This window comes from Natronobiforma cellulositropha (genome assembly GCF_025629245.1).
Taxonomy (GTDB): Archaea; Halobacteriota; Halobacteria; order Halobacteriales; family Natrialbaceae; genus Natronobiforma; species Natronobiforma cellulositropha.
Map to the genome: position 1 here is coordinate 79,424 of NZ_JANZXN010000032.1, position 23,142 is coordinate 102,565.

The window sequence follows — 23,142 nt, forward strand, 5'->3', positions numbered from 1 at the left end:
GAACGTCTCACTCACTCGATTTTACTCTCACGGTTCCGTTCGCAACGAAGGACGTGACAGTCACGGCCGTTGTCGCCCGCTCGCGCACGCCACGGTCAGAACGCCGGGAGGATCTCTGCCGGACCGAGAACGCCGTACTCACCCGCCCGGTTCCGTCTCACGGCGGCTTTCAGGTAGCCCAGCGCAGGGCCGTTGACGTTCGCCTCCATGCTCGTCGCGTCGTCGAGTTCGAACCGGTTGGTCGCGCGCTCGCCGTCGAACGTCTTCCCGGTGACCGTCACCGTCGTCGTCGTCGGCTTCTCGTCGCTGCGCACGTCGAGCACCCCGCCGACGGTGACCGCGTCGGCCGCACAGATGCCCGCACGCTCGAGTAAGACGTCGTCTGCGTGTTCCATGTCGGTGAACTCGATGACGCCGCCGTGGTCGTCGACGATCTCCTCGACCTCCGCAGCGGAGAGGTTGCGAGCGGTCTCGAGGTCGTAGCCCTCGAGGTGGGCGATGTCCTCGCGGACGGTCCCCCGGTTGTCCTCGTAACCGGATTTGAGACCGACACCCCACCAGATGTCGACCGACTCGACCTCGACGAACGACTGGGCCGCGAGGGCGGCCGCGCCGGTGAGAAAGCCGGGCGTCGCCCCTGCACCGCAGACGAACGTGATCCCGGCTTCCTCGAACGCCGTCGCTCGCTCTTCGAGCATGCCGATCACGCGCGAGCGCTTGAGCACGTCGACGAGCACGCCCGAGAAGCCGCCCTCGACGAAGCGGTCTGCAACCCGCGGGATGAAGTCGTGTTCGTAGTTCGGCACCGCGAGCAAGACGGCGTCGATCGCGTCGCTCGCCTCGATGATTGCCCCGATGGGATCGTCGCTCGCGGTTCCTTCCTCGGCGGCGACGACGCCGTCGTCCGGTCCGTGTCGCTTGACCTCCTGCCCGCCGTCCGTCTCGGCTGGCTCCGGCCCGTCCTCGATCGCCGCGAGTACCGCCTCGACGTCGAGACCGGTCTCGTCGATCGCCACGCCGTGTTTGTCACACGCCGCGACCGGGGTGAGATCCGGTTTGTACTGGCTTACCTCGAGTGCTCGTCGGCCGATGCCACCGGTGCCGATGACGGCGAAGGTCGTGTCCGTGTCGTCCATGTGTAGTGTCAGTGTGTTCGCGCAAGTGGTCGTCGTAGTCGTGCAGCGGCTGGCTGTTCGGATGCGTCGTCGTCAGTCGTCGGCGTCGCCCTCGAGCGGCCGGGTCGAGGGTCCGTCCGCGGGTGCGTCCGAGCCGCCTCCCTCGCCGACGGCCGCCGGATCGAAGTCGTTGACCGACCGGTTCGGCTCGAGTCCGGCGCGCTCGATGATCGCGAGGTCCTCGGCTGGCGACTGGCCCTCGGTCGTGAGGTAGTCGCCGGTGAGGATGCCGTCGGCACCCGCCTCGAACGGCAGGTGCTGTTCGTCGGGTGTGAGGTTCACCTCGCGCCCGCCGGTCAGACGGACGCGGGCGTGGGGGTGGAGGAACCGATAGACGGCGATCGTCGCCAGCAGTTCGTCGGTCGAGATCGCTGCCCCACCGTCCTCCCCGAGCGGGGTGCCGGCGATGGGGTTCAACACGTTCACCGGCAGCGAGGAGATGCCGATCTCCTGGAGGGCGACCGCGGCGTCGACCCGGTCGGTCGGCGTCTCACCCATCCCGAGGATGACGCCCGCACAGAGGTCCATCCCCGCCGCCTTCGCGACCTCGAGCGTGTGGACTCGGTCTGCGAACTCGTGGGAGCCGACGACCTCGGGGAAGTACCGTGGTGAGGTCTCGATGTTGTGATTGTAGTGGCAGATGCCCTCGGCGGCGAGAATCTCGGCTTCCTCTTCGGTGAGGATGCCGAGGGAGGCGTCGACCTCGAGTGCACACTCCTCGCGGACCAGACGAATCGACTCGATCACCTCGGTCCACTCCTCGGGGCGGTGTTTCTTCGAGACGCCACGTTCTGCGAGGACGATGCCGAAACGCTGCGCGCCGTCCCGCTCGGCGCGTTTGGCGGCCTCGAGAATTCGCTCGGGACCGAGAAAGTCGTAGGTGTCGATGCCGGTGTCGAAGTGGACGGACTGGGCGCAGAAGCCACAGTCTTCGGCGCAGTTTCCCGCCTTCGCGTTCACGATCGAACAGGCGTCGACGGTGCCGTCGCCGAGTCGGTCGCGGAGGAATCCACCGGCCTCGACGAGCGTCTCGACCGGCTGTGCGAGCAGGGCGAGTCCGTCGGTCCTGTCGAGCGTCTCTCCGGCGAGGACGCGCCTGAGCGCCTCGTCGACCGTCCGGTTTCCAGTCTCGTAAACCACAACAAAAACTCCGGTTGACGAACCGATAAACGTTCTGGTCCGTCAGCCTATCGGACAGGTCCGCCGCGGCTGTCAGTGAAACATCCAGTGATTCCGACTGGCGACAGGTTCACTTGGAATCACTCTGAACACTGGCGCGTATGCCTGCTGACGTCCTGTTCGCTCTCGTACTGATCCTCGCTCTCGCGAGTACGCCAGCGCTCCTGTTCTGTCTCTTCTGGCGCGGACTGGTGTTCCTGCGTGACGACGCCCTCATCGACGACCTGCGCTTTACCCACGGGATCGACCCGACCGTCTCGTTCGGTATCCCGTTTCTCCCGACCCGGAGCGGGACCGACGAGGAGGGTCCGCTCATCTCCTGCCCCTCCTGTGGCACGCCCGCCGTGGTGGAGTATCGCTCGTGTCCCGGCTGTGGTGACGCACTCGAGTCGTGACCAACACGAGATTTCACCCTCCACCAGCTCGAGCGCCGGCCCCAGAGCCGGTGTTCTCCCTACACGTATTGGTAATATCTGCGACGTGATGGCCGGTGACCGCGTTAGATTCGCTGACTCGCGGCGACCGGCGGTTCAGAATATCATGCTACCCTGACTAATCATATTCCAAAAGTTAAAGTCGTGTGATAATGTATAGGATGTAAGGGACCATGACCGACAGTACGATCGACGACAAATCGGGGCGGGACTCGTTCGACCTCGGCCCGAGTGTCGACGAATTATTCGGGGATCTCGAGGAGCCGACGGAGGGCGTCTCGAGCGACAGTACCACTGAAACAGGCGGTGAGGGGGAGAGCGACGGTGTCGGCGACGTAACCGCCGCGGACGTCTTCGAGCAGTTGCGATCCGAGGCGGCCGACGACGAGACCGACGCGACGGACTTACTCGAGGGGGAGTCGCCGGAGGAGATCATCGCGAGCGCCGACGACGCCGACGACGAACCCGCAGTCGACGACGACCTGCTGGTCGACGCAGACGCCCTCGACGACCTGCTCTTGACCGGCCGGACCGAGGCCGACGAGTTCCTCTGGGTCGACGCGGGCGGGGACGACTCGGCCGCCGACGACGCCGGGGTGTCGACCGGGTCGGAGAGCGCGTCCACGGTGGACGACGCGGCGGCGATTCTCGCCTCCATCGGCGATGAGAACGAATCGGCCGCGGACATGATTCGGCGTCTGAACGAGGAGGACGAGACCGAGGCGGACACACCGCAGTCCGACTCCGACTCCGACACCGCCGACTCGGACACTCCGGACCGCTCCGAGACGTCGACACAGCCCGCGGTGCAGGCCGACGACGCCGAGACGACCAGGGCGACCGACGAGCACTCCGCCGAAGACGAGCGCCGCTCGAAAAAGCCGGAGATGAACCTCTCGACGGCGCGGGCGAACGCACGGAAACGAGCACCTCAGGCGTCCTCGAGTTCGAAGCCAACAGCCGCCTCGAGTACGAACTCCGAATCCTCCGCGGGTACGAATGGGGACACGGTGAAGGCCCAGCAATCGACGACCGCATCGTCTGCGGACGCCGCTGCACAGTCCTCGCCGGCGAAGACGAAGCAGGCTAAGCAGGCTAAGAAGACGGCGAAGACGAAGAACGCGAAGAAGACGACGAAGCAGGCTAAGCAGACCAAGAAGACGGAGAAGAAACGGCGCTCTACCGGTGTCTTCCACAAACTCGGATCGTTCGTCGGGCGGTATCTCTAGCGTCCAGAACCGTTTTTTACTCTCCAGGTCCTGGCCTACGCATGGACGAACCGGACGAACTCGAGCGCATACGTGCGGCCAAACGCGAACGCCTCCGCGAACAGGCACAGACCCAGGGCGGTGGTGACGCTGACACGACGGATGCAGCCACACCGGTCTCGGTCGACACTCCCGAGCACTTCACTTCGTTGCTCTCCTCGCACCAGGTCGTGCTCGCGGATTTCTACGCCGACTGGTGCGGACCCTGTCAGATGCTCGCCCCCATACTCGAGACCATCGCCGCCGACACGCAGGCGACGGTCGTCAAAATCGACACCGAAGCGCACCCGAAACTCGCACAGCGCCACGGCGTACGGGGCCTGCCGACGCTCGTGTTGTTCGTCGGCGGCGAACCTGCAGAGCGCCTCGTCGGTCTCCAGACCGAAGACGCACTCCGGACGGTGGTCGCCCGCCACGCTGGCGGGAACTGAACACGGTGTTGGCGGTGGACTCACGACGGCCGCTCGAGTCGACGGCGACGCGCCCTCGTCGGCCGGTGGCCACAGCGAACGCACGGCAGACGGCGGCGGACGAGAAGAAAAAATCGACGTAGCTAGTCGCGTTCAGAGGAAGCTCTCGATGTGGTCTGCGACCTCTTCGGGCGTGTCGCCGACGGGGACGCCAGCGTCGTTGAGCGCGTCGATCTTGCTCTCTGCGGTGCCGGTGCCCGAGCCGGAGACGATCGCGCCGGCGTGGCCCATCCGCTTTCCTGGTGGGGCGGTGCGCCCGGCGATGAAGCCGGCGACGGGCGTGTCGACGTGTTCGTCGATGTAGGCCGCGGCTTCCTCTTCGTCCTCGCCACCGATCTCACCGCACATGGCGATGGCTTTCGTGTCGGGGTCGTTCTCGAAGAGTTCGAGTGCGTCGATGAACGTCGTCCCGATGATCGGGTCGCCGCCGATGCCGATGGCGGTGGTCTGGCCGATACCGCGCTGGGTGAGGTTGTCGACGACCTGGTAGGTGAGGGTCCCCGACCGGGAGACGAGACCGACCTCGCCCGAGGTGAAGATGTTCCCGGGGAGGATGCCGAGTTTGGCCTCACCCGGCGTGATGAGTCCGGGACAGTTCGGACCGAGTAAGTAGGTATCAGTCTCGCTGAGGCGCTTGTTGACGCGCGCCATGTCCTGGGTCGGGACGCCCTCGGTGATCGCGACGACGAGGTCGAGATCGGTGTCGAGCGCCTCGAACATCGCGTCACCCGCGAAGGCGGGCGGGACGAAGACGACGGAGGCGGTGGCGTCTTCCGCTTCGACGGCCTCGGCGACGGTGTCGTAGACCGGCACGCCGTTTACCTCCTGGCCGCCCTTGCCGGGGACCGCTCCGGCGACCACGTTGGTGCCGTAGGCCAGCATCTGTTCGGTGTGGAACTTCCCTTCACCGCCGGTGATTCCCTGTACCACGACGCGGGTGTCGTCGTCGACGAGTACGCTCATTGGTTTACCTCCGAAGCGTACTCGACGGCACGCTTCACCGCATCCTCGAGGGTCGCTTCGACCGTCACGAGGTCTTCGTTCAGAATCTCCATGCCTTCCTCCCAGTTGGTGCCCGCCAGGCGGACGACGACGGGTTTCGGAATCTCGTCGAACTGGCCGAGCGCCTCGTTGATCCCCTTCGCGACCTCGTCACCGCGGGTGATGCCGCCGAAGATGTTGAAGACGACGCTGTCGACGTTCTCGTCTGCGAACACCATGTCGAGGGCGTTCGCGATGCGCGCGGCTTTCGCCCCGCCGCCGACGTCGAGGAAGTTGGCGGGCGAGCCGCCGTAGTGGTCGACCAGGTCGAGGGTGGTCATCACGAGACCTGCCCCGTTGCCGATGATGCCGACGTTGCCCTCGAGTCTGACGTAGTCGAAGCCGTACTCGGACGCCTTCGCCTCGAGTTCGTCGCCACCTGCGGCATCCTCTTCCATCTCCGCGAGCTCCGGCTGGCGGAAGAGGGCGTCCTCGTCGATGTTCATCACGGCGTCGGCCGCGATGACCTCGCCGTCCCCGGTGACCATCAGCGGGTTGATCTCGGCGTCGGAGCCGTCCTTGCGCTCCCAGAGGTCGTACAGCGTCGAGAGCACGCTCGAGACGTCACGCGCGAGCGCTTTGTCGACGCCCGCGTCGTAGACGGCCTTGCGGGCCTGGTAGGGGTGCATGCCGAAGGAGGGGTCGATGTGTTCCTGGGCGATTGCCTCGGGCGTCTCCTCGGCGACGGCTTCGATGTCGACGCCGCCTTTCGTCGAGACCATGGCGACGGGCTTGCCCGCGCCCCGGTCCAGCGTGATGCCGACGTAGAGTTCGTCGGTGAAGTCGACGGCCTGCTCGACCAGCACCTGCTCGACGTGGTAGCCCTTGAGGTCCATCCCCAGGATCTCGTCTGCAGCCTCGCGCGCTTCGTCGGCGTCGGCTGCGAGTTTGATCCCCCCGGCTTTCCCGCGCCCGCCGACCTGTACCTGTGCCTTGATCGCGACCGGGTAGCCGATCTCGTCGGCCGCGGTCAAGACACCGTCGACGTCCGACGCGAGCTGTGAATCCGGCGTCGGGATTCCGGCGTCGGCGAAGACCTGCTTCGCCTGATATTCGTGGAGTTTCATTGCGCACTCGAAAGGCGGCCTCCCCACCGCTTAAATCCTGCCAGTTCCGTTCGGCCACCGGCATCCAACGTAGTCGGACGATTCGACGGTTCTGCCGGAGTTGTGTGTCAATTTGTGCGAAAAATCCGGATATTTGGTGGCACCTCTCGACACCGTCTCCTTCGGCCTGGCCCGCCCCGACCATCATGCTAGACTCGATGGCACGTGCCTGACGAGTCGGTTGAGCCGATCACGAACGGGTGCTGGCGTGATCTCCTCGAGCCAGAGGCGGTACTTCCACGGGCCGACCGGAATTCGGTCGGCTGGCGCTCGAGCGTACGCCGCCTCGACGATAGCCGTCGCCACCTCCTCGGGCTGGACGTAGCCGGGACCACGGTCCACGAACCGGCGGCCGAACACGTCGGGATCGTAGAGGTCGTGGATCCACTCGTAGGCACCCGTCGGCTCGAGTTCCGCGAGCTGTGCCTGTGCGCGCTCGCCGAAGTTCGTCTCGACCGGTCCCGGTTCGATCAGGACGACGTCGATGTCGAACGCTCCGACTTCGGCTCTGAGGGTGTCGCTCATCGCCTCGACGGCGTACTTCGAGGCCGCGTAGATTCCCTGTCCGGGAAACACCGTCCGGCCGTAGACGCTCGAGACGTTGATGAGCCGTCCGTAGCCCTGTTCACGCATCACCGGGAGGACGGCTCTGAGGAGGCGGTGTTGGCCGAAGAAGTTGACCTGAAACTGCGCTTCGACCTGGTCGGTCGGAATCTCCTCGACCGGACCGACCTGGCCGTACCCCGCGTTGTTCACCAGACAGTCGAGTCGTCCCTGTTCGTCTTCGATCCGCTCGACGACTCGAGAGGCGTCGTCGCCCTCGCGCACGTCGAGCGTCGCCGTCTCACACCCCGCTCGAGCGAGGTCCTCGAGCGCGTCTTCGTCCGGATCGGTCGCGTACACCGTCCAGTCGCGCTCTGCGAACGCTCGAGCCGTCTCGTTCCCGATTCCCGTTGCACAGCCGGTGACGAGGACCGTCGGTGACGTCATACCCGCGATACCGCACTCACGATCATAACCGCTCGACACGCGAAGGTAAGCACGGCCGACGGCGCTCGCGCTCCCGGCACCGCTCGTCCGCTCAGGGGTTCGACTCCGAACCGGGACGCCGGTGGTCGGTCTCGGTCACGCTCTCCACTCGGACGGCACCGGTACCATCGACCGAGATGGTGTGCTCTGCGTACTCGAACTCGACGGTCACCAGCCGGGGTGTCGACGACGTGAACAGCCGCTCGAGCGCGTCCGTATCGATCGCGTAGTAGAGCGGTTCCATCTGGGTCACCTTCTGATTCGTGACGGCGGCGACCGCCCGAACCACTGCCTCCGTAATCGTCTGATACTCTCCCCCGTCCGTCTCGAGTAAAATCTCTCTTGTCATCGTCTGGATTCGTCGGCCGTCTCTCGGGTGCGTGGCGGTCGGCTCATCGGTGGTTTCCCATCAGTCGGCCACTCTCTCCCGACGTATACCTACAGTCTACTGAAGTAGCCCATCGGGGTACATGTTCGCGTTGATCCGTTAATCTGTTTAAGTAGTGGTGGACGTATCACCACCGTTGGCCCGCCCGATCACTCGAGAAGTGTGTGTTCGATCAGTCTGCGTTCAGCCCGTCTGAGTCGCCCGCTGATCGCCGCCGACGTGACGTCGAAGTGTTCTGCGAGTTCCGTCGAGGAAATCTCCCGTGGCTGCTCGAAGTAGCCGTTTTCCGCCGCGACCTGGAGCGTTTCACGCTGTGTCTCGGTGAGTCCGTACCCACGCCTCCGAGTGTCGTCGCTGATCGAAAAGAGCCGAACGAGCCGAAAGCCGAGATCACTCTCGTCACAGACGGTGTGAAACGATTCGACGTGTGACCGGTCCGGAAACCGCAACTCGAACGTCCACTCGTCGCCGTCGAGTCGGTCGGTTCCGTGGCCGTCGACCAACATCGCGCTCGTCGACTGAATACACGAGATGAAGCCGCTCACGACGCCGTTCCACGTCGCCTTGTACAGCGTTCCACTGTCGACGGAATCGACCGTCGTCACCTCGTCGATCGCGGTGTCACAGACGATCGCCTCCTCGACGGAGTCGGGCGCCTCTCCCCACACCCAGAAGTAGGGCATGATCTCCCGTCTCGAGGGGACGACGCGCTCGAACTCGACGCAGTCGACACCGTCTACCCGGAGCACGTCACCGAGGACGAACGATTCGGACGGAATGCTAAACGTAGCGAGGACGCTCATGTCGGTCTCAGATTCGACGACTACGCCCAACTAGTTGTTCCTCGAGCGACCGTCCCTCCCGCTCACCTAACTGAGCGAGACCTCGTAGTAGTCGGTGTACTTGACGAGGTCGCAGTCGCCGAGTTCACGCGCGAGTGCTGAATCGACCGAAATCCGTGCATCCGCCGCCGCGAGCGTCGGGAACTGCTCTTTGACGCTCTCCTCGAGTTCGTCGTAGTGGCGGACGCTCGATTCGCGTGGGACGTCGTCTACTCGTCGCAGGTTGATGTGTGGACTCATGGTTCTGTGTAACACGGTACACACTGGAACATCTTCAATATTTTGCTCCTGTATTTCACTAATGTTAACTAGCGAGGTGGATGTAGCGCTCGAGAGTGAACACCCGTCCACTGCCCGATCGACACCCGATAACACGATCCACTGTGCATTCGGTCACTGATCGTGGATAAACGGTGACGCTCGTCCCACCGTGCGAGACTACTCGAGGTCGTGCCCGCTCGTCGGCGCGTTCGTCGATGACAGTTCGTCAGACGGCCACCAATCGTGGTGTTCTCACACGTCGCTCGAGTGCTCCGGCGGTCTCCGAATATACGTATTAGATTCAGAGACTGTCACAGAACCTGTCTCCAGAATGGGAACAACGTTATGTCCGTCAGTCAACTGGGAACGGGTATGAATCGCCGGGAGCCAGAGGCTCTCATTCCCGCTGCTGTAGGGACCCTCCCGATCAACGTTGCAATCCTCGACGGCGATGGGACAATCCTGTACACGAACCGTGCATGGCAAGAGTTCGGCAAAGCGAACGCGATCGAGAGCCGACCGGACACCGTCGGCGCCAACTATCTCACAATCACCGAACGAGCGGAGACGGAGACGGCACAGACGGCTGCCACCGGACTCGCCGAGATTTTAGCGGGCGGACGGGACCTCTTCGAGTTCGAATACCCGTGTCACTCCCCCGATACATACCGGTGGTTTCTCATGCGGGCAGCGGCGTTCGCCCACGGCGGGCACCGATACGTCGCTGTTGCACATTTCGACATCACCGACCGGTACACGTACCAGCGTCGGCTGGAAGCATCGAACGAGCACCTCCAGCAGTTCGCCTACGTGGCCTCTCACGACTTACAAGAACCGCTCCGGATGGTCACGAGCTACCTGCAATTGCTCGAGAGACGGTACGGCGACGACCTCGACGAAGACGCCAGCGAGTTCATCCAGTTCGCCGTCGACGGTAGCGAGCGGATGAAGGCCATGATCGACGGGTTGCTCACGTACTCCAGGGTCGAAACACAGGAGCGGTCCGTCGATGCGGTCGATCTGGAGGCGGTGCTAGACGGCGTGTTGACGAACCTCGACCTACAGATCCACGAAACCGGTGCCCACATCACCGTCGACTCGCTACCGACGGTGCGCGGTGACGCCGGCCAACTCTCCCAACTCTTCCAGAACCTGTTGGAGAACGCGCTCCAGTACAGCGGCGAGCAACAACCCCAGGTATCGATCACCGCGACGCGTGCGGCCGACGAGTGGCTCGTTTCGGTCAGTGACGAAGGGATCGGTATCGACGACGCAGACGCAGACCAGGTATTCGAGATGTTCCAGCGCCTCCACAGCCACGAGGAGTACGAAGGGACGGGGATCGGTCTCGCAGTCTGTAAGCGAATCGTCGACTGTCACGGCGGCAAAATCTGGCTCGAGTCGACCCCGGGCCACGGCTCGACGTTCTCGTTTACGCTTCCACCAGCCGGGGTGTGACCGCTCGCTCGAGAACCGGTTCACGCTGTCAAGGTCTCTCTCGCTCACAACAGTTCGCTCGCAGTAAAATGCTCCGTCTGGGATTTGAACCACCTGAAGACGGTCCTGCTCGCTCACTTCGTTCGCTGCGCGGGCTGCGACTTCCGTCATTCAAATCCAGGGTCGCATTCACTGCTCGCGAGTTGCTCGCAGTAAAATGCTCCGTCTGGGATTTGAACCCAGGTCATCGGCTCGAAAGGCCGAAATGATTGGCCGGACTACACCAACGGAGCTATCCCTCGAGTCCCACCCAGCACCCTCCATGGTGGGTGAGGGGCCGAACCCGAGGGGGCTAACAACCATCCGTTGTCTCGGGCTAGTAAAAAGCGTTCCGTTCCGTGCCGGACGGTGCCAGGGACTGACACCCTGGGGTCCCGTCGCTACCGCGAGGCGAACCCTTTTCGACCTCGTCGCCCAAGCGAGGGGCATGACCGTCAGATTCGACCCGCTCACCGTCGACTGGCTCGGCTACGCGACCGTCCGCCTCGAGGCCCAGACGGGGGCGGTCGTCTACATGGACCCCGGACGCTACGGCGTCCTCGACGACTACGATGCCCGTGACGGCGACCTGGTGCTCGTCACGCACGACCACCACTACGACCCTGACGGGATTCGCCGCGTCGCCCGCGAGGACGCGCTCGTCGTGGTGTACGAGGAAGTCGACGCAGACCGGATCGACCGCGACGTCGAGCCACCGGAGGACCTCCCGTACACCGTCGAACGCGTCGGGACCGACGAGGTGTTCGCCGTCGGCGCGCTCGACCTGTTCACCACGCCCGCGTACAATCATCCCGACGGGCGAAACGTCCGCGACGGTGAGCCGATCCATCCCGAAGGCTTCGGCTGTGGCTTCGCGGTGACGATGGACGGCGTCACCGCCTTCTGGCCCGGCGACTCGGACGTCCTCGAGTACCACACGGAGATGGAGGTCGACCTCTTCGTGCCCTCGATCGCCAGCAACTACACGATGAACCGCCACGAGGCCGCCGACCTCGCCGAGACGCTCGACCCACGGCTGGTCGTCCCCGTCCACTACGACACATTCGAGGCGCTCGAGGCCGACGCCGAGGCGTTCGCCGTCGACGTGGCGACGCGCGGGATTCCGGTCGCCCTCGAGACGCCCGAACAGTAGGCACGTCACGCCCGGAAGTGTGCCGTCCGGTTTTCGTCGCGCCCGAAGCCAGATGCCGAAAGTATTAGTTGTGTCGTTGTCCTGTTCTCGGATATGAGCCGTGACCGCCCCGACTCCTCCACCGGGGACGCCTCGCCATCGTACTGTACGAACTGCGGCGAGGCGCTCACGGCGTCGATGAACTTCTGTCCGAACTGCGGGGCCGACTGCTCGGCGATGCACCGCCCGAAACGCACCTCCGTCTCCGACCGCGAGGTCCTCGAGTACCGCATCGAGAAGGCACTCGCGGCAGGCTGGGAACTCGAGACCGACGAGGGCGACCACGCGGTGATGGTCAGACGTGACTTCGGTACGATGGGTGCTCACTTCTTCACCGCGCTGTTTACGTTCGCGCTCACCCTGGGCGCTGGCAACGCACTGCTGGCGCTCTACTGTTACTACGTCGCCGCCGAGCGCATCGTCCTCTGGCCCGACTACGTCGACACCGCTGGCACCTCCTCGAGTGCCCGTTCCAGTAGCGGGTCACACTCGCAGACGATCGCCAGCGTCCTGCTCCTCTGGCTCGCCATCGCCTTCGCCATCGGCGTCTCGCTGCTGGTTTCCTCGCCACTCGTCGCCGGGTTGCTCTACGGCGTCGCGTTCGCGCTCGCGCTCACCGCCGTCGGTCTCCTGCCACCGGTACGTGCGAGACTGGCGAACCGGCGCTCGCTCACGGACTTCGGCTGGGTTCGCTCGGTCGAAGAGGAGGCGATCACCGCACCCGACGAGCCGTGTACGAGCTGTGGCTGTGCCATCGAGGAGGGCGTCGCCCGCACCTACCAGAAGGAGTTCGCCCTCTTCGGCGTCCCGCTCACGACTGACCGAGGGGGGACGAACCACTACTGTCGGCGCTGTCTCCAGGCCGAGTTCGAGCCGTCGACGGTGGCCGACGAGACGCCTGGCCTCACCGATTCGGCCTCACTCGAGTCGACAACCGAACCGTCGCTCGACGCTGCAACGGCTCGCGAGTCGACCGAAACGGATGCAGAACCCGAACGCGAGTGATCAGATGATGCCCATCGCCGAGAGCCGTTCGGGGAGGTAGGTGTCGGTGACGAAGTCCAGACCGTAGGAGGCGAGCGCCTGCTGTTCTGCCTTCTTCTCGATTTCGAGCTGGAGTTCGATCTGCTCTTCCCAGTAGTCGGTCTGGAAGCGGGGGTCCTCGAGTTCGCTCTCTAAGGCGTTCGTATCGGAGTCGCTGAGCGGGTCGGTCGGCAGGTCGTACTCGACGATGTCTTCGGGCTGGATGCCGATGTACTGGGCTTCGGGGGTCGCGAGGTACTCCGAGAGGTGGGCGGATTTGATCGAGCCGTAGGCGACCGAGCCGTAGATGCGATAGGACCAGGGGTCGCCGTCGGCGAAGACCGTGACCGGAATCTCGAGTTCGTCGTGGAGGCGTTTGATGATCCGTCGGGTCGCGCGCGCTGGCTGGCCGCCGAGGTGGACGATGAGCGCGCCGTAGTCCTCGTCGAAGCCGTTCTCGACCAGCCGGTCGCGCATTCCGCCGGTCTCGACCGCCAAGATGAACTCGGCGTCGTGGTCGAGAAACTCGATGGTGTCGGGATTGTTCGGAATCTGGTAGCCACCCTCGCCGACGTCCTCCTGACAGTGGATTTCGCGCTCGCCACGGCGGGTCTGCTCGAGGAGGTGGAGCGGGCCGAGGACGGTCGCCCCCGACTCCTCGGGGCGCATGTGGAAGTCCTCGCGCGTGACCGCGGAGACGATCTCTAAGTCCTCGATCAGCTGGTTCGACTCGTCCTGGTCGTTGAAGTGGGCGTTCTCGTTGTCCCAGCTCTCGGAGATGTAGTAGAGTTCACGCAGCGTCGACGAGCGGTTCTCCTCGAGCTGGTGGGCGAGGAACTCGATGGTGTAGACGGCCTTCAGGAGCTTTCTCGCCCCGGCAACGGAGTTCGCAGAGCGTCTCGAGGTGCGGTCGCCGTAGACCCACACGCCGAGGTCCTCGTCGAGTTCGATGTTGCTCTTGGTTCGCGTCGGGACGTCCATGTGGGGAATCTCCCCCAGCTGGAACTGGTCGTAAAACTGTGCAGCGAGGTCGATCAGTTGCTCGCGTGCCTGCTGGTCTGTCTCTGTGCTCATATTAGTTCTCCGTCACCGTCAGTTTCTCGCTCTCGACACCCTTGACGTCGACGTCGAACGCAGCGTCGCTCGAGACGTCGTAGCTGAGCGCACTCTCCTCGCCGCCGCCGACGGTCGGGTTCCAGGAGACGAACCACTCGCCGTCCATCTCGACGACGCTCGCGCCGTCGCTCAGGTTCGTCGGTTCGGCGGTGACGATGTCGGTGATCTCGAGTGACTCGTTCGTACTCGAGTGGTTCTCGACGACGAGTTTGACGGCCTGGCCGTCGCCGTTGGTCTCTACGTGGCGCTCGACGAGGACGTTGTTCATGATGCGGGCGATGGCGTCGTCGATGTTCGGCTCCGGATTGCCGGTCACCTCGGCGACTTTCGTCGCCATCTCGGGGAGGATCGCCCCGAGGACGGTCTGTTTCTGTCGGCGCTTTTGCATCGAGCGGCGCTTGTTCAGGTAGCGTTTCAGCTCTCTGGACGCCTCGCGGATCGCGAGTTCGATCTCGTCTTCGATCTCGGGGACGTTCGCGACCGCGTCTTTCGACTCGCTCGTGAAGGGGACGTTCGTCGAGGCGACGTGGACCATGATGACGACGGGTCCGTTCGGGACGCCGCTGCCACCTGGCTGGTCGAGACCGTAGTTGCGCCAGCCGATCCGTTTGACGACGTCGGTCGTCGCACACGCCCCGCGCTGGTAGACCAGCGGGACGCGGTTGGCGAAACGGAGGATGTTCGCGCTCCCTTCCGCCTCCAACTCGCCGCCGTAGGCGATGCCCGCCTCGACGACGAACGGATCGCCACCGGAGACGCCTGCGTCCCTGGTCGCCGCGGCGTAGAAGTCCGCGTCGAACTCCTTTCTGAGCCCCGCCTCGATGAGGTCGGCCGAGATGGGCGAGAGACAGCGCGTCGGCGGTGCCATGATGTCCGTCGCGCGCATCCCCTCGACGAGGTCGCTCGCGCCGTCGCGGTCGTCGGCGAGTTCGCGCACGAGCGGCGGGTCGTCGGGGACGGTGACCATTACCGCCCAGACCGCCTCGACGACGTTCTCACGCGCAGTCTCTCCGAAGGTGACGTCGTCGTACTCCTCGGTGAGCTCCGCCGCCCGGTCGACGAACGCCTCGAGCGTCTTCTCGGTGAGTCGGTGTCGCTGATCCTCCTCGTCGGCGAACTTCCCCGCGAGGCGGACGGCGAAGGCGTGGACGACCTCGTCGTCCTTGCGCGTACTCGTCGCGCCGTCGACCAGGTCGTAGAGGTCCCCGACGAGGCGACTCTCCTCGAGAGCGTCGTCGGCTTCCTCCTCGAGCCCGCAGGTCGCTCCCCAGGCGGCCTCGACGGCGTTCTCCCGGACCGTCGTGCCGAAGGTCGTTCCGGTGTCGGCTTCGACCGCGTCGGCGCTCGCGTCGACGGCCGCCACCAGTTCGTGGTGACTGACTCGCTCGCGACTCGAGAGGTCGTCGTCGATGCCGTCGGCGAAGGCGGCGGTCGCCTCCTGGCCCTTGTTGACGGTGGCTTCGGTGACGGCGCTCGAGACGCTTCTCTCGTGGCCCGCCGGCGGTCGCCAGGTCATCTCGCGGCCGAAGTGGCGGTCGCGGAAGGCGTCGATGACGCTCTCGGCGGTCTTCTTGCCCACGCGGGTGAACTCGTTCTGGAGGAAGCCCGAGACCGAGTGGGAGTCGGTCGCGTTCAACATCTTGATCACGGTGCCGAGTTCGACGCCGTGTGGGTGGGGCCGAATCTCTTCGGTCTCCTCGGGGAGCTGGTCGGTCGCGCGCTCGAATTTGAAGTGTTCCTGTGGCTCTCTGAGTTCCAGACGCGCGTGAGGGTTGACGACCGCCGTGTGCTTGATGTAATCGTGGAGCTGCTGGCGGGCGCGCATGTTGGCCTCCATCTCGAGGTCGATGCGCGTTCCGTGGGGGCGGTCCCAGCGGGTCGCCTTCTCGACGCTGATCTCGGGTTCGTTCTCGTCGGTGTCGATGATGAGTTCGAAGTACTCGGCCTGGGCGGCCCCCTGGGTTCGGCTGGTGATCTTCGCGGGTTTCCCGCTGGTCAGCTGCGAGTAGAGGACGGCCGCCGAGATACCGATCCCCTGCTGACCCCGGGCCTGTTCGCGCCGGTGAAAGCGAGAGCCGTAGAGCAGTTTCCCGAAGACCTTCGGCAGCGATTCTTTCGTGAGACCGGGACCATTGTCCTCGACGATCAGCCGGTAGTAGTCTCCCTCCTCTCTGATTTCGACGTAGATATCCGGGAGAATGCCGGCCTCTTCGGCGGCGTCCAGGGCGTTGTCGACGGCCTCTTTGACGGCCGTCACGAGGCCTCGAGCGCCGCTGTCGAAGCCGAGCATGTGTTTGTTCTTCTCGAAGAACTCGGCGATGGAGATCGCTCGCTGATTCGAAGCGAGCTCTTCGGCGATCCCCGGCTCGTCGCCGAGTGTCGACTGGAGCGACGTCATCGCCTCTACTACTAATGGGAGGGCTAAAAGGTGTGCGTTACCGGAGTGAAAGTGAACTGTTGCGTCGGTGGCCAGCGTGGGACCTCAGGTACCGCTGTGTGCGTTTCGATCAGAGCGACTCGAAGAGCGCGATCACGTCGTCGAAGCCGACCTCACCACTGCCGGAGAAGTCGTAGTACGTCGCGTACTCCGTAATCTCCGGCTCCTCGAGGTTCTCGAAGAGGGTCGTCACGTCGTTGAAGCCGACGCGTCCCGTGCCGTCGATATCGCGGTACAGTCCGTCGCCGTCGAAGTCCTGAGGCGGCTCGTCGCTCACCCCGACCGGTGGGAGGTCGGGCCGTTCGACGACCTCGAGTGTGTTCCACTGTGGCATGGCACGGATGTCGTCGTTCTCTGTGTGTGGTAGTGAGGCGCTGATTCTGGTGTGGCCGGGCTCGACCCCGGTCAGTTCGACGGTGGCGATCCTGAGCCACGATTGTTCATCATCTTTGAACACACCATTGGTGATCGTCGCCGACGACCCATCCGCCGCGATCGATGTCGTTTGGTCGTACAGGTCGTAGACCGGTGTCAAATCGGGGGCGGAGACATCCGTGATTTGCGCCGCACAGGGTGACGAGATAGAGACGCGCACCTCGTACTCGAACCGGTGTGGTATCTGGACCATCAGCGACGACAGTTCCAGTGACACTTCGACTCGCTCACCGGTCAGAATCTCGTCGGCTGACGGCTCCGCGTTGAGTAGCAGACCCGGGTCCGAGACGAGGGTGCCGCCGATGTACTCGAGTGCCGGTGGCGACTCGACGCCGTCGTGATCGACGGCGCGGACGGTGATCGGGTGCGGGTCGTCCGTGACAGGAGAGACCCTTGCGGCGTCGACGCCGACTGGAACCGTCCGCTCTTCGGTGCCGTCGACCGAGACCGAATAGTGTGAGACGTCGGTCTCACACGGATTCTCGACGCTATCCCAGCGAAGCTCGAGCGAGCTACTGACACCGCCTCCGGCCCGGAAGTTCGTGGGTGCCGGTGGCCCGTCCGAAGACGCTGGCTCGATCGTGAGTGGCTGCCAGTCGCCGACATCGACGAGGTACTCGTGTGTCTCGTCGATACCCTCGGCGTGGTCGATACGCAGTTCGGTCGCACCCGCCTGGCGAGTCGCCAGGTCGATGGTCGCGATGACGAACTCGTCGCCGACGTCGTCGGCGAACTCCCACGCGTAGAAGAAGATTTCGCCATCGCGGCCGATATCTGCTTCGTGGTATCCAGTCACCGCCTCACCGTACGAGACGTCGAGGAGTTGGACGGCACACGGTGCCGAGAGCTCGAAGAGCCAATCGAGCTCCTCGAGCGACGTCAGGTCTTCCGATTCCGCTCGCACGACGAGGTCGACCGAGACCTCCTGTGCCGGTTCGACCGTCGAGACGGCCGAGCCGTCGACCCGGGGCACGGGCTCGAGTCGGACGGGTGCATCACTCGACTCGGCGGCGGCTTCTGTCGTCGCTGGTGACGACGCCCGCCCCTGCTCGTCGACGGCGATGACGCCGTACTCGGCGGGTTCTTCGCCCGCCGTCGCCGGGTCGATTCGCGCCCGACTAATGCCGACGGGAACCTGCGCCACCTCGTCGCCTGCTCTGGTGACGAGGTAGTGATCGATATCTGTCTGACAGGGATCGGACGGGACGTCCCAGCGGAGATCGATGCCGTCGGCGACGGTGGGGGCGACCGACTCGAGTCCCGTCGGTGCAGCCGGCCGCTCGTCGTCGGCCGCAGGCTCCGCGCCCACTCCCGACGGTGTGAGCGAGGCCGCGAGCGCACCGCCCGCCGCGAGCGACGCGAGAACGGACCGCCGGGTTGGCTGCTCGCCTCGAGCGGTGCGGTCCGTCCGGGTTCGCCTCCGGTGAGTTCGTTCGTCGGTGCCGGTCGGTGGGGGACCGTTTGGACACATGTACTAATTTCTAATCAATCACACCATAAATAATTTAACCACACGACGAGATGGAATTCGCGTGTCCGACCGCGTCTGTTGCGAAGTGGTACCACGGAGCGACGGACGGCTTCGCTCACGCGCTCGCGCGCTAGCGCGTACACGTGAGTTTTATAGGGGTGCATCTGCTACCCCGAGATAGGTTTCTCATGTCCCAGGATAGTGAGTACGGCGCCGGACAGATCCAGGTCCTCGAGGGTCTGGAAGCGGTTCGGAAGCGTCCGGCGATGTACATCGGTTCTACAGACTCCCGAGGGTTACACCACCTCGTCTACGAAGTGGTCGACAACTCCATCGACGAAGCGCTCGCAGGCCACTGCGACGACATCACCGTCACCATCGGCGACGATGGGTCGGTGACCGTCGCCGACGATGGCCGCGGCATTCCCGTCGACACACACGCCGAGTACGACCGCCCCGCACTCGAGGTGATCTTGACGGTGCTCCACGCTGGTGGCAAGTTCGACAACAAATCCTACCAGGTCTCCGGCGGTCTCCACGGCGTCGGCGTCAGCGTCGTCAACGCCCTCTCGAGCCGACTCGAGGTCGAAGTCGCCCGCGACGGCGGCGTCTTCTCCCACGCCTTCGAGTACGGCGAACCGGTCGGCGACATGGAACGGCTCCGGGACCTCGAGGGTGAGTCGTCGGGAACCCAGATCACGTTCTGGCCCGACGCCGACATCTTCGAGACGACCGACTTCGCGTTCTCGACGCTCTCGAACCGCCTGCGCGAACTCGCCTTTCTCAACTCGGGCGTTCGCATCACGCTGCGTGACGAGCGCGGCGAGGAGGTGACCGCGGAGACCTACGAGTACGAAGGCGGCATCCGCGAGTTCGTCGAGTACCTGAACGAGACGCGGGCGGCGATGCACGACGGCATCGTCTACTTCGAGGGCGAAGACCAGAACATCCAGGTCGAGGTCGCGATGCAGGCGACCGAAGAACTCCAGGGGTCGATTCACGCCTTCGCGAACAACATCAACACGCGCGAGGGCGGCACCCACCTCACCGGGTTCAAGACCGCTCTCACGCGCGTGGTAAACGACTACGCCAACGAGAACGACCTCCTCTCGGACATCGACGAGAATCTCCGCGGTGAGGACATCCGCGAGGGGCTGACGGCGGTCATCTCGATCAAACACCCCGATCCGCAGTTCGAGGGCCAGACGAAGACGAAACTCGGCAACTCCGAAGTACGGGGAATCACCGAGAGCACCGTCCACCGCGGACTCAGCACCTACTTCGAGGAGAACCCCGGAACCGCACAGGCCGTCGTCATGAAGGCCGTCGAGGCGGCGAAGGCGCGCAAGGCCGCGAAGAAGGCCGAGGAGCTGACCCGCCGGAAGTCCGCACTCGACTCGACGTCGCTGCCCGGCAAACTCGCCGACTGCCAGACCAAAGATCCCGAGGACGCAGAGCTATTCATCGCCGAGGGTGACTCCGCAGGCGGCAGCGCCAAACAGGCCAGAAACCCCGAGTTTCAGGCCGTCCTCCCCATTCGCGGGAAGGTACTCAACGTCGAGAAACACCGCCTCGACCGGATCCTCGAGAACGAGCAGATTCGAAATATGATCACGGCCATCGGCGCGGGCATCGGCGACGAGTTCGACGTCGAGTCGATCCGCTACAAGAAGATCATCATCGCGACTGACGCCGACGTCGACGGGGCACACATCCGTACCCTCTTGCTGACGTTCTTCTACCGACACATGCGCCCGCTGCTCGAGGGTGGCTACGTCTACGCGACTCAGCCGCCGCTGTACCGTATCCGCTACCGTGGCGAGACCTACGACGCGATGACCGACGCAGAACGCGACGAGATCGTCGAAGAGCAGTGCAACGGCAACCCCTCCCAGATCCAGCGCTTCAAGGGACTCGGCGAGATGAACCCCCAGCAGTTGTGGGATACGACGATGAATCCCGAGAACCGCATTCTCAAGCAGATCACCGTCGAGGACGCGGCGGCGGCCGACAAGATGTTCTCCGTGTTGATGGGCGACGCCGTCGAGCCACGCAAACAGTTCATCCAGGACCACGCACCCGAGGCGGAGTGGATCGACATCTGATGGCTCGAGCACTGGCAGACGACCTGACCGACGAGACGACAGCAGTGATCGCAGATACATGAGTTCAGAGATACCAGACCCGACAGACATCCAGGCGCGGTCGGTCGAGACCGTCCGCATCGAAGACGAGATGGAACAGTCCTACATCGACTACGCGATGAGCGTCATCGCGGGGCGCGCCCTGCCCGACGTTCGTGACGGTCTCAAACCCGTCCACCGGCGCATCCTCTACGCGATGAACGAGATGGGCATCACGTCGAATACGAGCCACCGCAAGTGTTCCTCGATCGTCGGCGAGACGATGGGTGACTACCACCCACACGGCGACCAGGCGATCTACGACACGCTCGTCCGGATGGCCCAGGACTTCTCGATGCGCTATCCGCTGATCGACAGCCAGGGCAACTTCGGTTCGATGGACGGTGACCCCGCCGCGGCGATGCGATACACCGAGGCGCGCATGGCCTCCATCGCCGAGGAGTTACTCGAGGACATCGAGAGAGACACCGTCGACTTCGCGTCGAACTACGACGACCGCCTCCAGGAGCCAGCAGTCCTCCCCGCGGCGTTTCCGAACCTGCTGGTCAACGGCTCCTCGGGCATCGCCGTCGGCATGTCGACGAACATCCCGCCGCACAATCTGGGTGAGATCATCGACGCGACGGTCGCGCTCATCGAAGACCCCGACATCGCCGTCGAAGGGCTGATGGAACACGTCAAGGGTCCCGACTTCCCGACCGGAGCGAACATCGTCGGCCGTGACGCCATCTACTCCGCCTACGCCACCGGCCGCGGGCGCATCCGCGTCCGCGCCGAGTACGAGGTCGAAGAGTGGAAACCCGACCGCGACCGCATCGTCATCACCGAGGTTCCCTACCAGGCGAACAAGGCTCGCATGGTCGAGCGCATCGCCGACGACGTCAACGACGGCGACCTCGAGGGAATCAGCGACCTCCGGGACGAATCCGACAGAGACGGCGTCCGCGTCGTCATCGACCTCAAACGCGGTGCGAACACCGACGTCGTCGAGAACAAACTGCTCGAGAACCACCTAGAGCGGACCTTCGGCGTCATCAACCTCTCGCTGGTCGACGGCCAGCCGAAAGTGCTCACGCTCAAAGAGACCCTAGAGGAGTACCTCGCCCACCGGCGCGAAGTCGTCCGCAGACGCAGCGAGTACGACCTGAACGAGGCCGAAGAGCGCGCACACATCTTAGAGGGCCGTCTCAAGGCGCTCGAGAACGTCGACGAGGTCGTCGACCTCATTCGCAACTCCGAGGACCGCGACGCGGCGAAAGAGGCACTGTCGGAGACGTTCGACTTCTCTGCGCCACAGGCCGAACACATCGTCCGGATGCAACTCGGCAGCCTCACCTCGATGGAGTCGGCCGAAATCGAAGCCGAGTACGAGGAGGTCACCGCCGAAATCGACCGTCTCGAGACCATCCTCGGCAGCGAGGAGCGACTGCTCGAGGTCATCACCGAGGAGTTACTCGAGATCAAAGCCGAGTACGGGGACGACCGGCGGACCTCGATTCTCGAGGACGACGGGACGGTCACCCACGAGGACCTCATTCCCCAGGAGGACGTCTTCGTCGTCATGACCGAAGACGACTACGTCAAGCGGATGCCGGTCGACGCATTCGACGCCCAGGGCCGCGGCGGGAAGGGGATCATCGGCGCGGACGTCAAAGACGACGACCGCGTCGCCGCCGTCTTCCGGGCGAACACCCACGACTACCTGCTGTGCTTTACGAACCACGGCAAGGTCTACCGGCTCAAGACCTACGAGATTCCGGAAATGAGCCGGACCGCCCGCGGCAAATCCGCGGTCAACATCCTCGACCTCGAGAACGGCGAGAACATCACGGCGGTCGTCGACACCGACGAGTTCGCCCCGAACGAGCGGGTGACGATGGTCACCAGAGACGGCTACGTCAAACGCACCGCCGGGACGGAGTTCACCAACATCCAGTCGAACGGCAAGATCGCTGCGAGTCTCGAGGAGGGTGACGAACTCGTCGACGTGGAGGTCACCGACGGGACGAAAGATCTCGTCGTCGCGACCGAAGGCGGGATGACCATCCGTTTCGACGAGGACGAAGTCCGCGCGATGGGGCGAAACGCCCGTGGCGTCCGCGGGATCAAACTCGAGGACGACGACGCGGTCGCGGGTCTGGTCGCGACCGACGGCGGCGACGACCGCGCGCTGTTGACGGTGACGCGAAACGGCTACGGCAAGCGGACACTCCTCTCTGCGTACCGCACCCAGTCGCGCTACGGCAAGGGGCTGATCGACATCAAGACCAACGACCGCAACGGTCCCGTCACGGCGATCAAGGCGGTCACCGAAGACGACCACCTCGTCATGATGAGCGAGCGCGGTCAGATCATGCGCACGCGGGCGGGCGAGATCTCGGCCGTCGGCCGCAACACCATGGGCGTCACCGTCATGGACGTCGCCGAGGGTGACGCCGTCGCGAGCGTCGACGTGGTTCCGGCGGGCACACCCGAAGGCGACGCCGAACCGACGGACGAGGAGACCGACGACGAAGCGTCGGCGGATTCGACGGACGGTGACGCAGCGGACGAGGCGACGGCAGACGACGACGCGACGGACGACAGCGGCGACTGACCGCCGAGGGCGATTTCTGTCCGGAGTCGGTGACTCGCCGGGGTTGTCCGCTCGAGCGA

At 64.5% G+C, this 23,142-nt stretch carries 19 protein-coding genes and 1 tRNA gene; 8 read left to right on the plus strand and 12 right to left on the minus strand.

Annotated features, from left to right (window positions below):
• Positions 1 to 95: 95 nt before the first annotated feature.
• Both bioU and bioB read right to left on the minus strand, forming a co-directional pair.
• Positions 96 to 1,136: a (S)-8-amino-7-oxononanoate synthase BioU gene (bioU, locus tag N0B15_RS15005; RefSeq protein ID WP_263020528.1), complete on the minus strand. Its 1,041-nt coding sequence runs from the start codon at positions 1,134 to 1,136 to the stop codon at positions 96 to 98.
• 72 nt (positions 1,137 to 1,208) lie between these two features.
• On the minus strand, positions 1,209 to 2,315 hold the full coding sequence (bioB, locus tag N0B15_RS15010; protein ID WP_263020529.1) for a biotin synthase BioB: 1,107 nt from the start codon (positions 2,313 to 2,315) through the stop codon (positions 1,209 to 1,211).
• A gap of 140 nt (positions 2,316 to 2,455) precedes the next feature.
• Between bioB and N0B15_RS15015 the strand changes: the two genes are divergently transcribed.
• From N0B15_RS15015 to trxA, 3 genes are all read left to right on the plus strand, one after another.
• Entirely contained in the window at positions 2,456 to 2,749 is a 294-nt protein-coding gene (locus N0B15_RS15015) for a hypothetical protein (protein ID WP_263020530.1), read from the plus strand.
• A gap of 212 nt (positions 2,750 to 2,961) precedes the next feature.
• Positions 2,962 to 4,017 (plus strand): hypothetical protein, encoded by a 1,056-nt coding sequence (locus N0B15_RS15020; RefSeq protein ID WP_263020531.1) that lies wholly within the window; start codon positions 2,962 to 2,964, stop codon positions 4,015 to 4,017.
• A gap of 41 nt (positions 4,018 to 4,058) precedes the next feature.
• Positions 4,059 to 4,487 carry a thioredoxin gene (trxA, locus tag N0B15_RS15025; protein ID WP_263020532.1) on the plus strand — a complete coding sequence of 143 codons (429 nt, stop codon included), beginning with the start codon at positions 4,059 to 4,061 and terminating at the stop codon, positions 4,485 to 4,487.
• A 132-nt stretch (positions 4,488 to 4,619) separates the two neighbouring features.
• Here the strand turns inward: trxA and sucD are convergent, their stop codons facing one another.
• The 6 genes from sucD to N0B15_RS15055 form a co-directional block, all read right to left on the minus strand.
• Positions 4,620 to 5,489: a succinate--CoA ligase subunit alpha gene (sucD, locus tag N0B15_RS15030; RefSeq protein ID WP_263020533.1), complete on the minus strand. Its 870-nt coding sequence runs from the start codon at positions 5,487 to 5,489 to the stop codon at positions 4,620 to 4,622.
• Positions 5,486 to 6,634: an ADP-forming succinate--CoA ligase subunit beta gene (gene sucC, locus N0B15_RS15035; protein ID WP_263020534.1), complete on the minus strand. Its 1,149-nt coding sequence runs from the start codon at positions 6,632 to 6,634 to the stop codon at positions 5,486 to 5,488. The genes sucD and sucC overlap by 4 nt, the downstream gene beginning before the upstream one ends.
• Positions 6,635 to 6,817: 183 nt before the next feature.
• The gene (locus N0B15_RS15040; protein ID WP_263020535.1) at positions 6,818 to 7,663 is read right to left on the minus strand and encodes an SDR family oxidoreductase; all 846 of its coding nucleotides are present in this window, start codon (positions 7,661 to 7,663) and stop codon (positions 6,818 to 6,820) included.
• A 91-nt stretch (positions 7,664 to 7,754) separates the two neighbouring features.
• Positions 7,755 to 8,051 (minus strand): HalOD1 output domain-containing protein, encoded by a 297-nt coding sequence (locus N0B15_RS15045; protein WP_263020536.1) that lies wholly within the window; start codon positions 8,049 to 8,051, stop codon positions 7,755 to 7,757.
• A gap of 188 nt (positions 8,052 to 8,239) precedes the next feature.
• Positions 8,240 to 8,893, minus strand: a complete 654-nt coding sequence (locus tag N0B15_RS15050; RefSeq protein WP_263020537.1) for a helix-turn-helix domain-containing protein — start codon at positions 8,891 to 8,893, stop codon at positions 8,240 to 8,242.
• Positions 8,894 to 8,959: 66 nt separating this feature from the next.
• Complete coding sequence (locus N0B15_RS15055) at positions 8,960 to 9,172, minus strand: DUF7979 domain-containing protein (RefSeq protein WP_263020538.1); 213 nt, start codon at positions 9,170 to 9,172, stop codon at positions 8,960 to 8,962.
• A gap of 393 nt (positions 9,173 to 9,565) precedes the next feature.
• On the opposite strand from N0B15_RS15055, the gene N0B15_RS15060 reads away from it, so the two are divergent.
• A complete protein-coding gene (locus N0B15_RS15060) occupies positions 9,566 to 10,651 on the plus strand; it encodes a PAS domain-containing sensor histidine kinase (protein ID WP_263020539.1) in 1,086 nt (361 codons plus the stop codon).
• A gap of 197 nt (positions 10,652 to 10,848) precedes the next feature.
• Here the strand turns inward: N0B15_RS15060 and N0B15_RS15065 are convergent.
• Positions 10,849 to 10,923, minus strand: a tRNA-Glu gene (locus N0B15_RS15065).
• Between the two features lie 194 nt (positions 10,924 to 11,117).
• Between N0B15_RS15065 and N0B15_RS15070 the strand changes: the two genes are divergently transcribed.
• Both N0B15_RS15070 and N0B15_RS15075 read left to right on the plus strand, forming a co-directional pair.
• On the plus strand, positions 11,118 to 11,822 hold the full coding sequence (locus N0B15_RS15070) for an MBL fold metallo-hydrolase (protein ID WP_263020540.1): 705 nt from the start codon (positions 11,118 to 11,120) through the stop codon (positions 11,820 to 11,822).
• Positions 11,823 to 11,915: 93 nt separating this feature from the next.
• A complete protein-coding gene (locus N0B15_RS15075; protein WP_263020541.1) occupies positions 11,916 to 12,866 on the plus strand; it encodes a zinc ribbon domain-containing protein in 951 nt (316 codons plus the stop codon).
• Here N0B15_RS15075 and N0B15_RS15080 read toward each other — a convergent pair whose 3' ends face one another.
• The 3 genes from N0B15_RS15080 to N0B15_RS15090 form a co-directional block, all read right to left on the minus strand.
• A complete protein-coding gene (locus tag N0B15_RS15080) occupies positions 12,867 to 13,958 on the minus strand; it encodes a DNA topoisomerase IV subunit A (RefSeq protein ID WP_263020542.1) in 1,092 nt (363 codons plus the stop codon).
• 1 nt (position 13,959) lies between these two features.
• Entirely contained in the window at positions 13,960 to 16,398 is a 2,439-nt protein-coding gene (locus tag N0B15_RS15085) for a DNA topoisomerase VI subunit B (protein ID WP_263020543.1), read from the minus strand.
• A 109-nt stretch (positions 16,399 to 16,507) separates the two neighbouring features.
• Positions 16,508 to 18,343, minus strand: a complete 1,836-nt coding sequence (locus N0B15_RS15090; protein WP_263020544.1) for a fibronectin type III domain-containing protein — start codon at positions 18,341 to 18,343, stop codon at positions 16,508 to 16,510.
• A 188-nt stretch (positions 18,344 to 18,531) separates the two neighbouring features.
• Here N0B15_RS15090 and gyrB point away from each other — a divergent pair, with 188 nt between their 5' ends.
• Together gyrB and gyrA are read left to right on the plus strand one after the other, a co-directional pair.
• Positions 18,532 to 20,448: a DNA topoisomerase (ATP-hydrolyzing) subunit B gene (gene gyrB, locus N0B15_RS15095; RefSeq protein WP_263020545.1), complete on the plus strand. Its 1,917-nt coding sequence runs from the start codon at positions 18,532 to 18,534 to the stop codon at positions 20,446 to 20,448.
• A gap of 58 nt (positions 20,449 to 20,506) precedes the next feature.
• Positions 20,507 to 23,083, plus strand: coding sequence for a DNA gyrase subunit A (gene gyrA / locus N0B15_RS15100; RefSeq protein ID WP_263020546.1), 2,577 nt, complete (start codon positions 20,507 to 20,509; stop codon positions 23,081 to 23,083).
• The last annotated feature ends 59 nt before the right edge of the window (positions 23,084 to 23,142 follow it).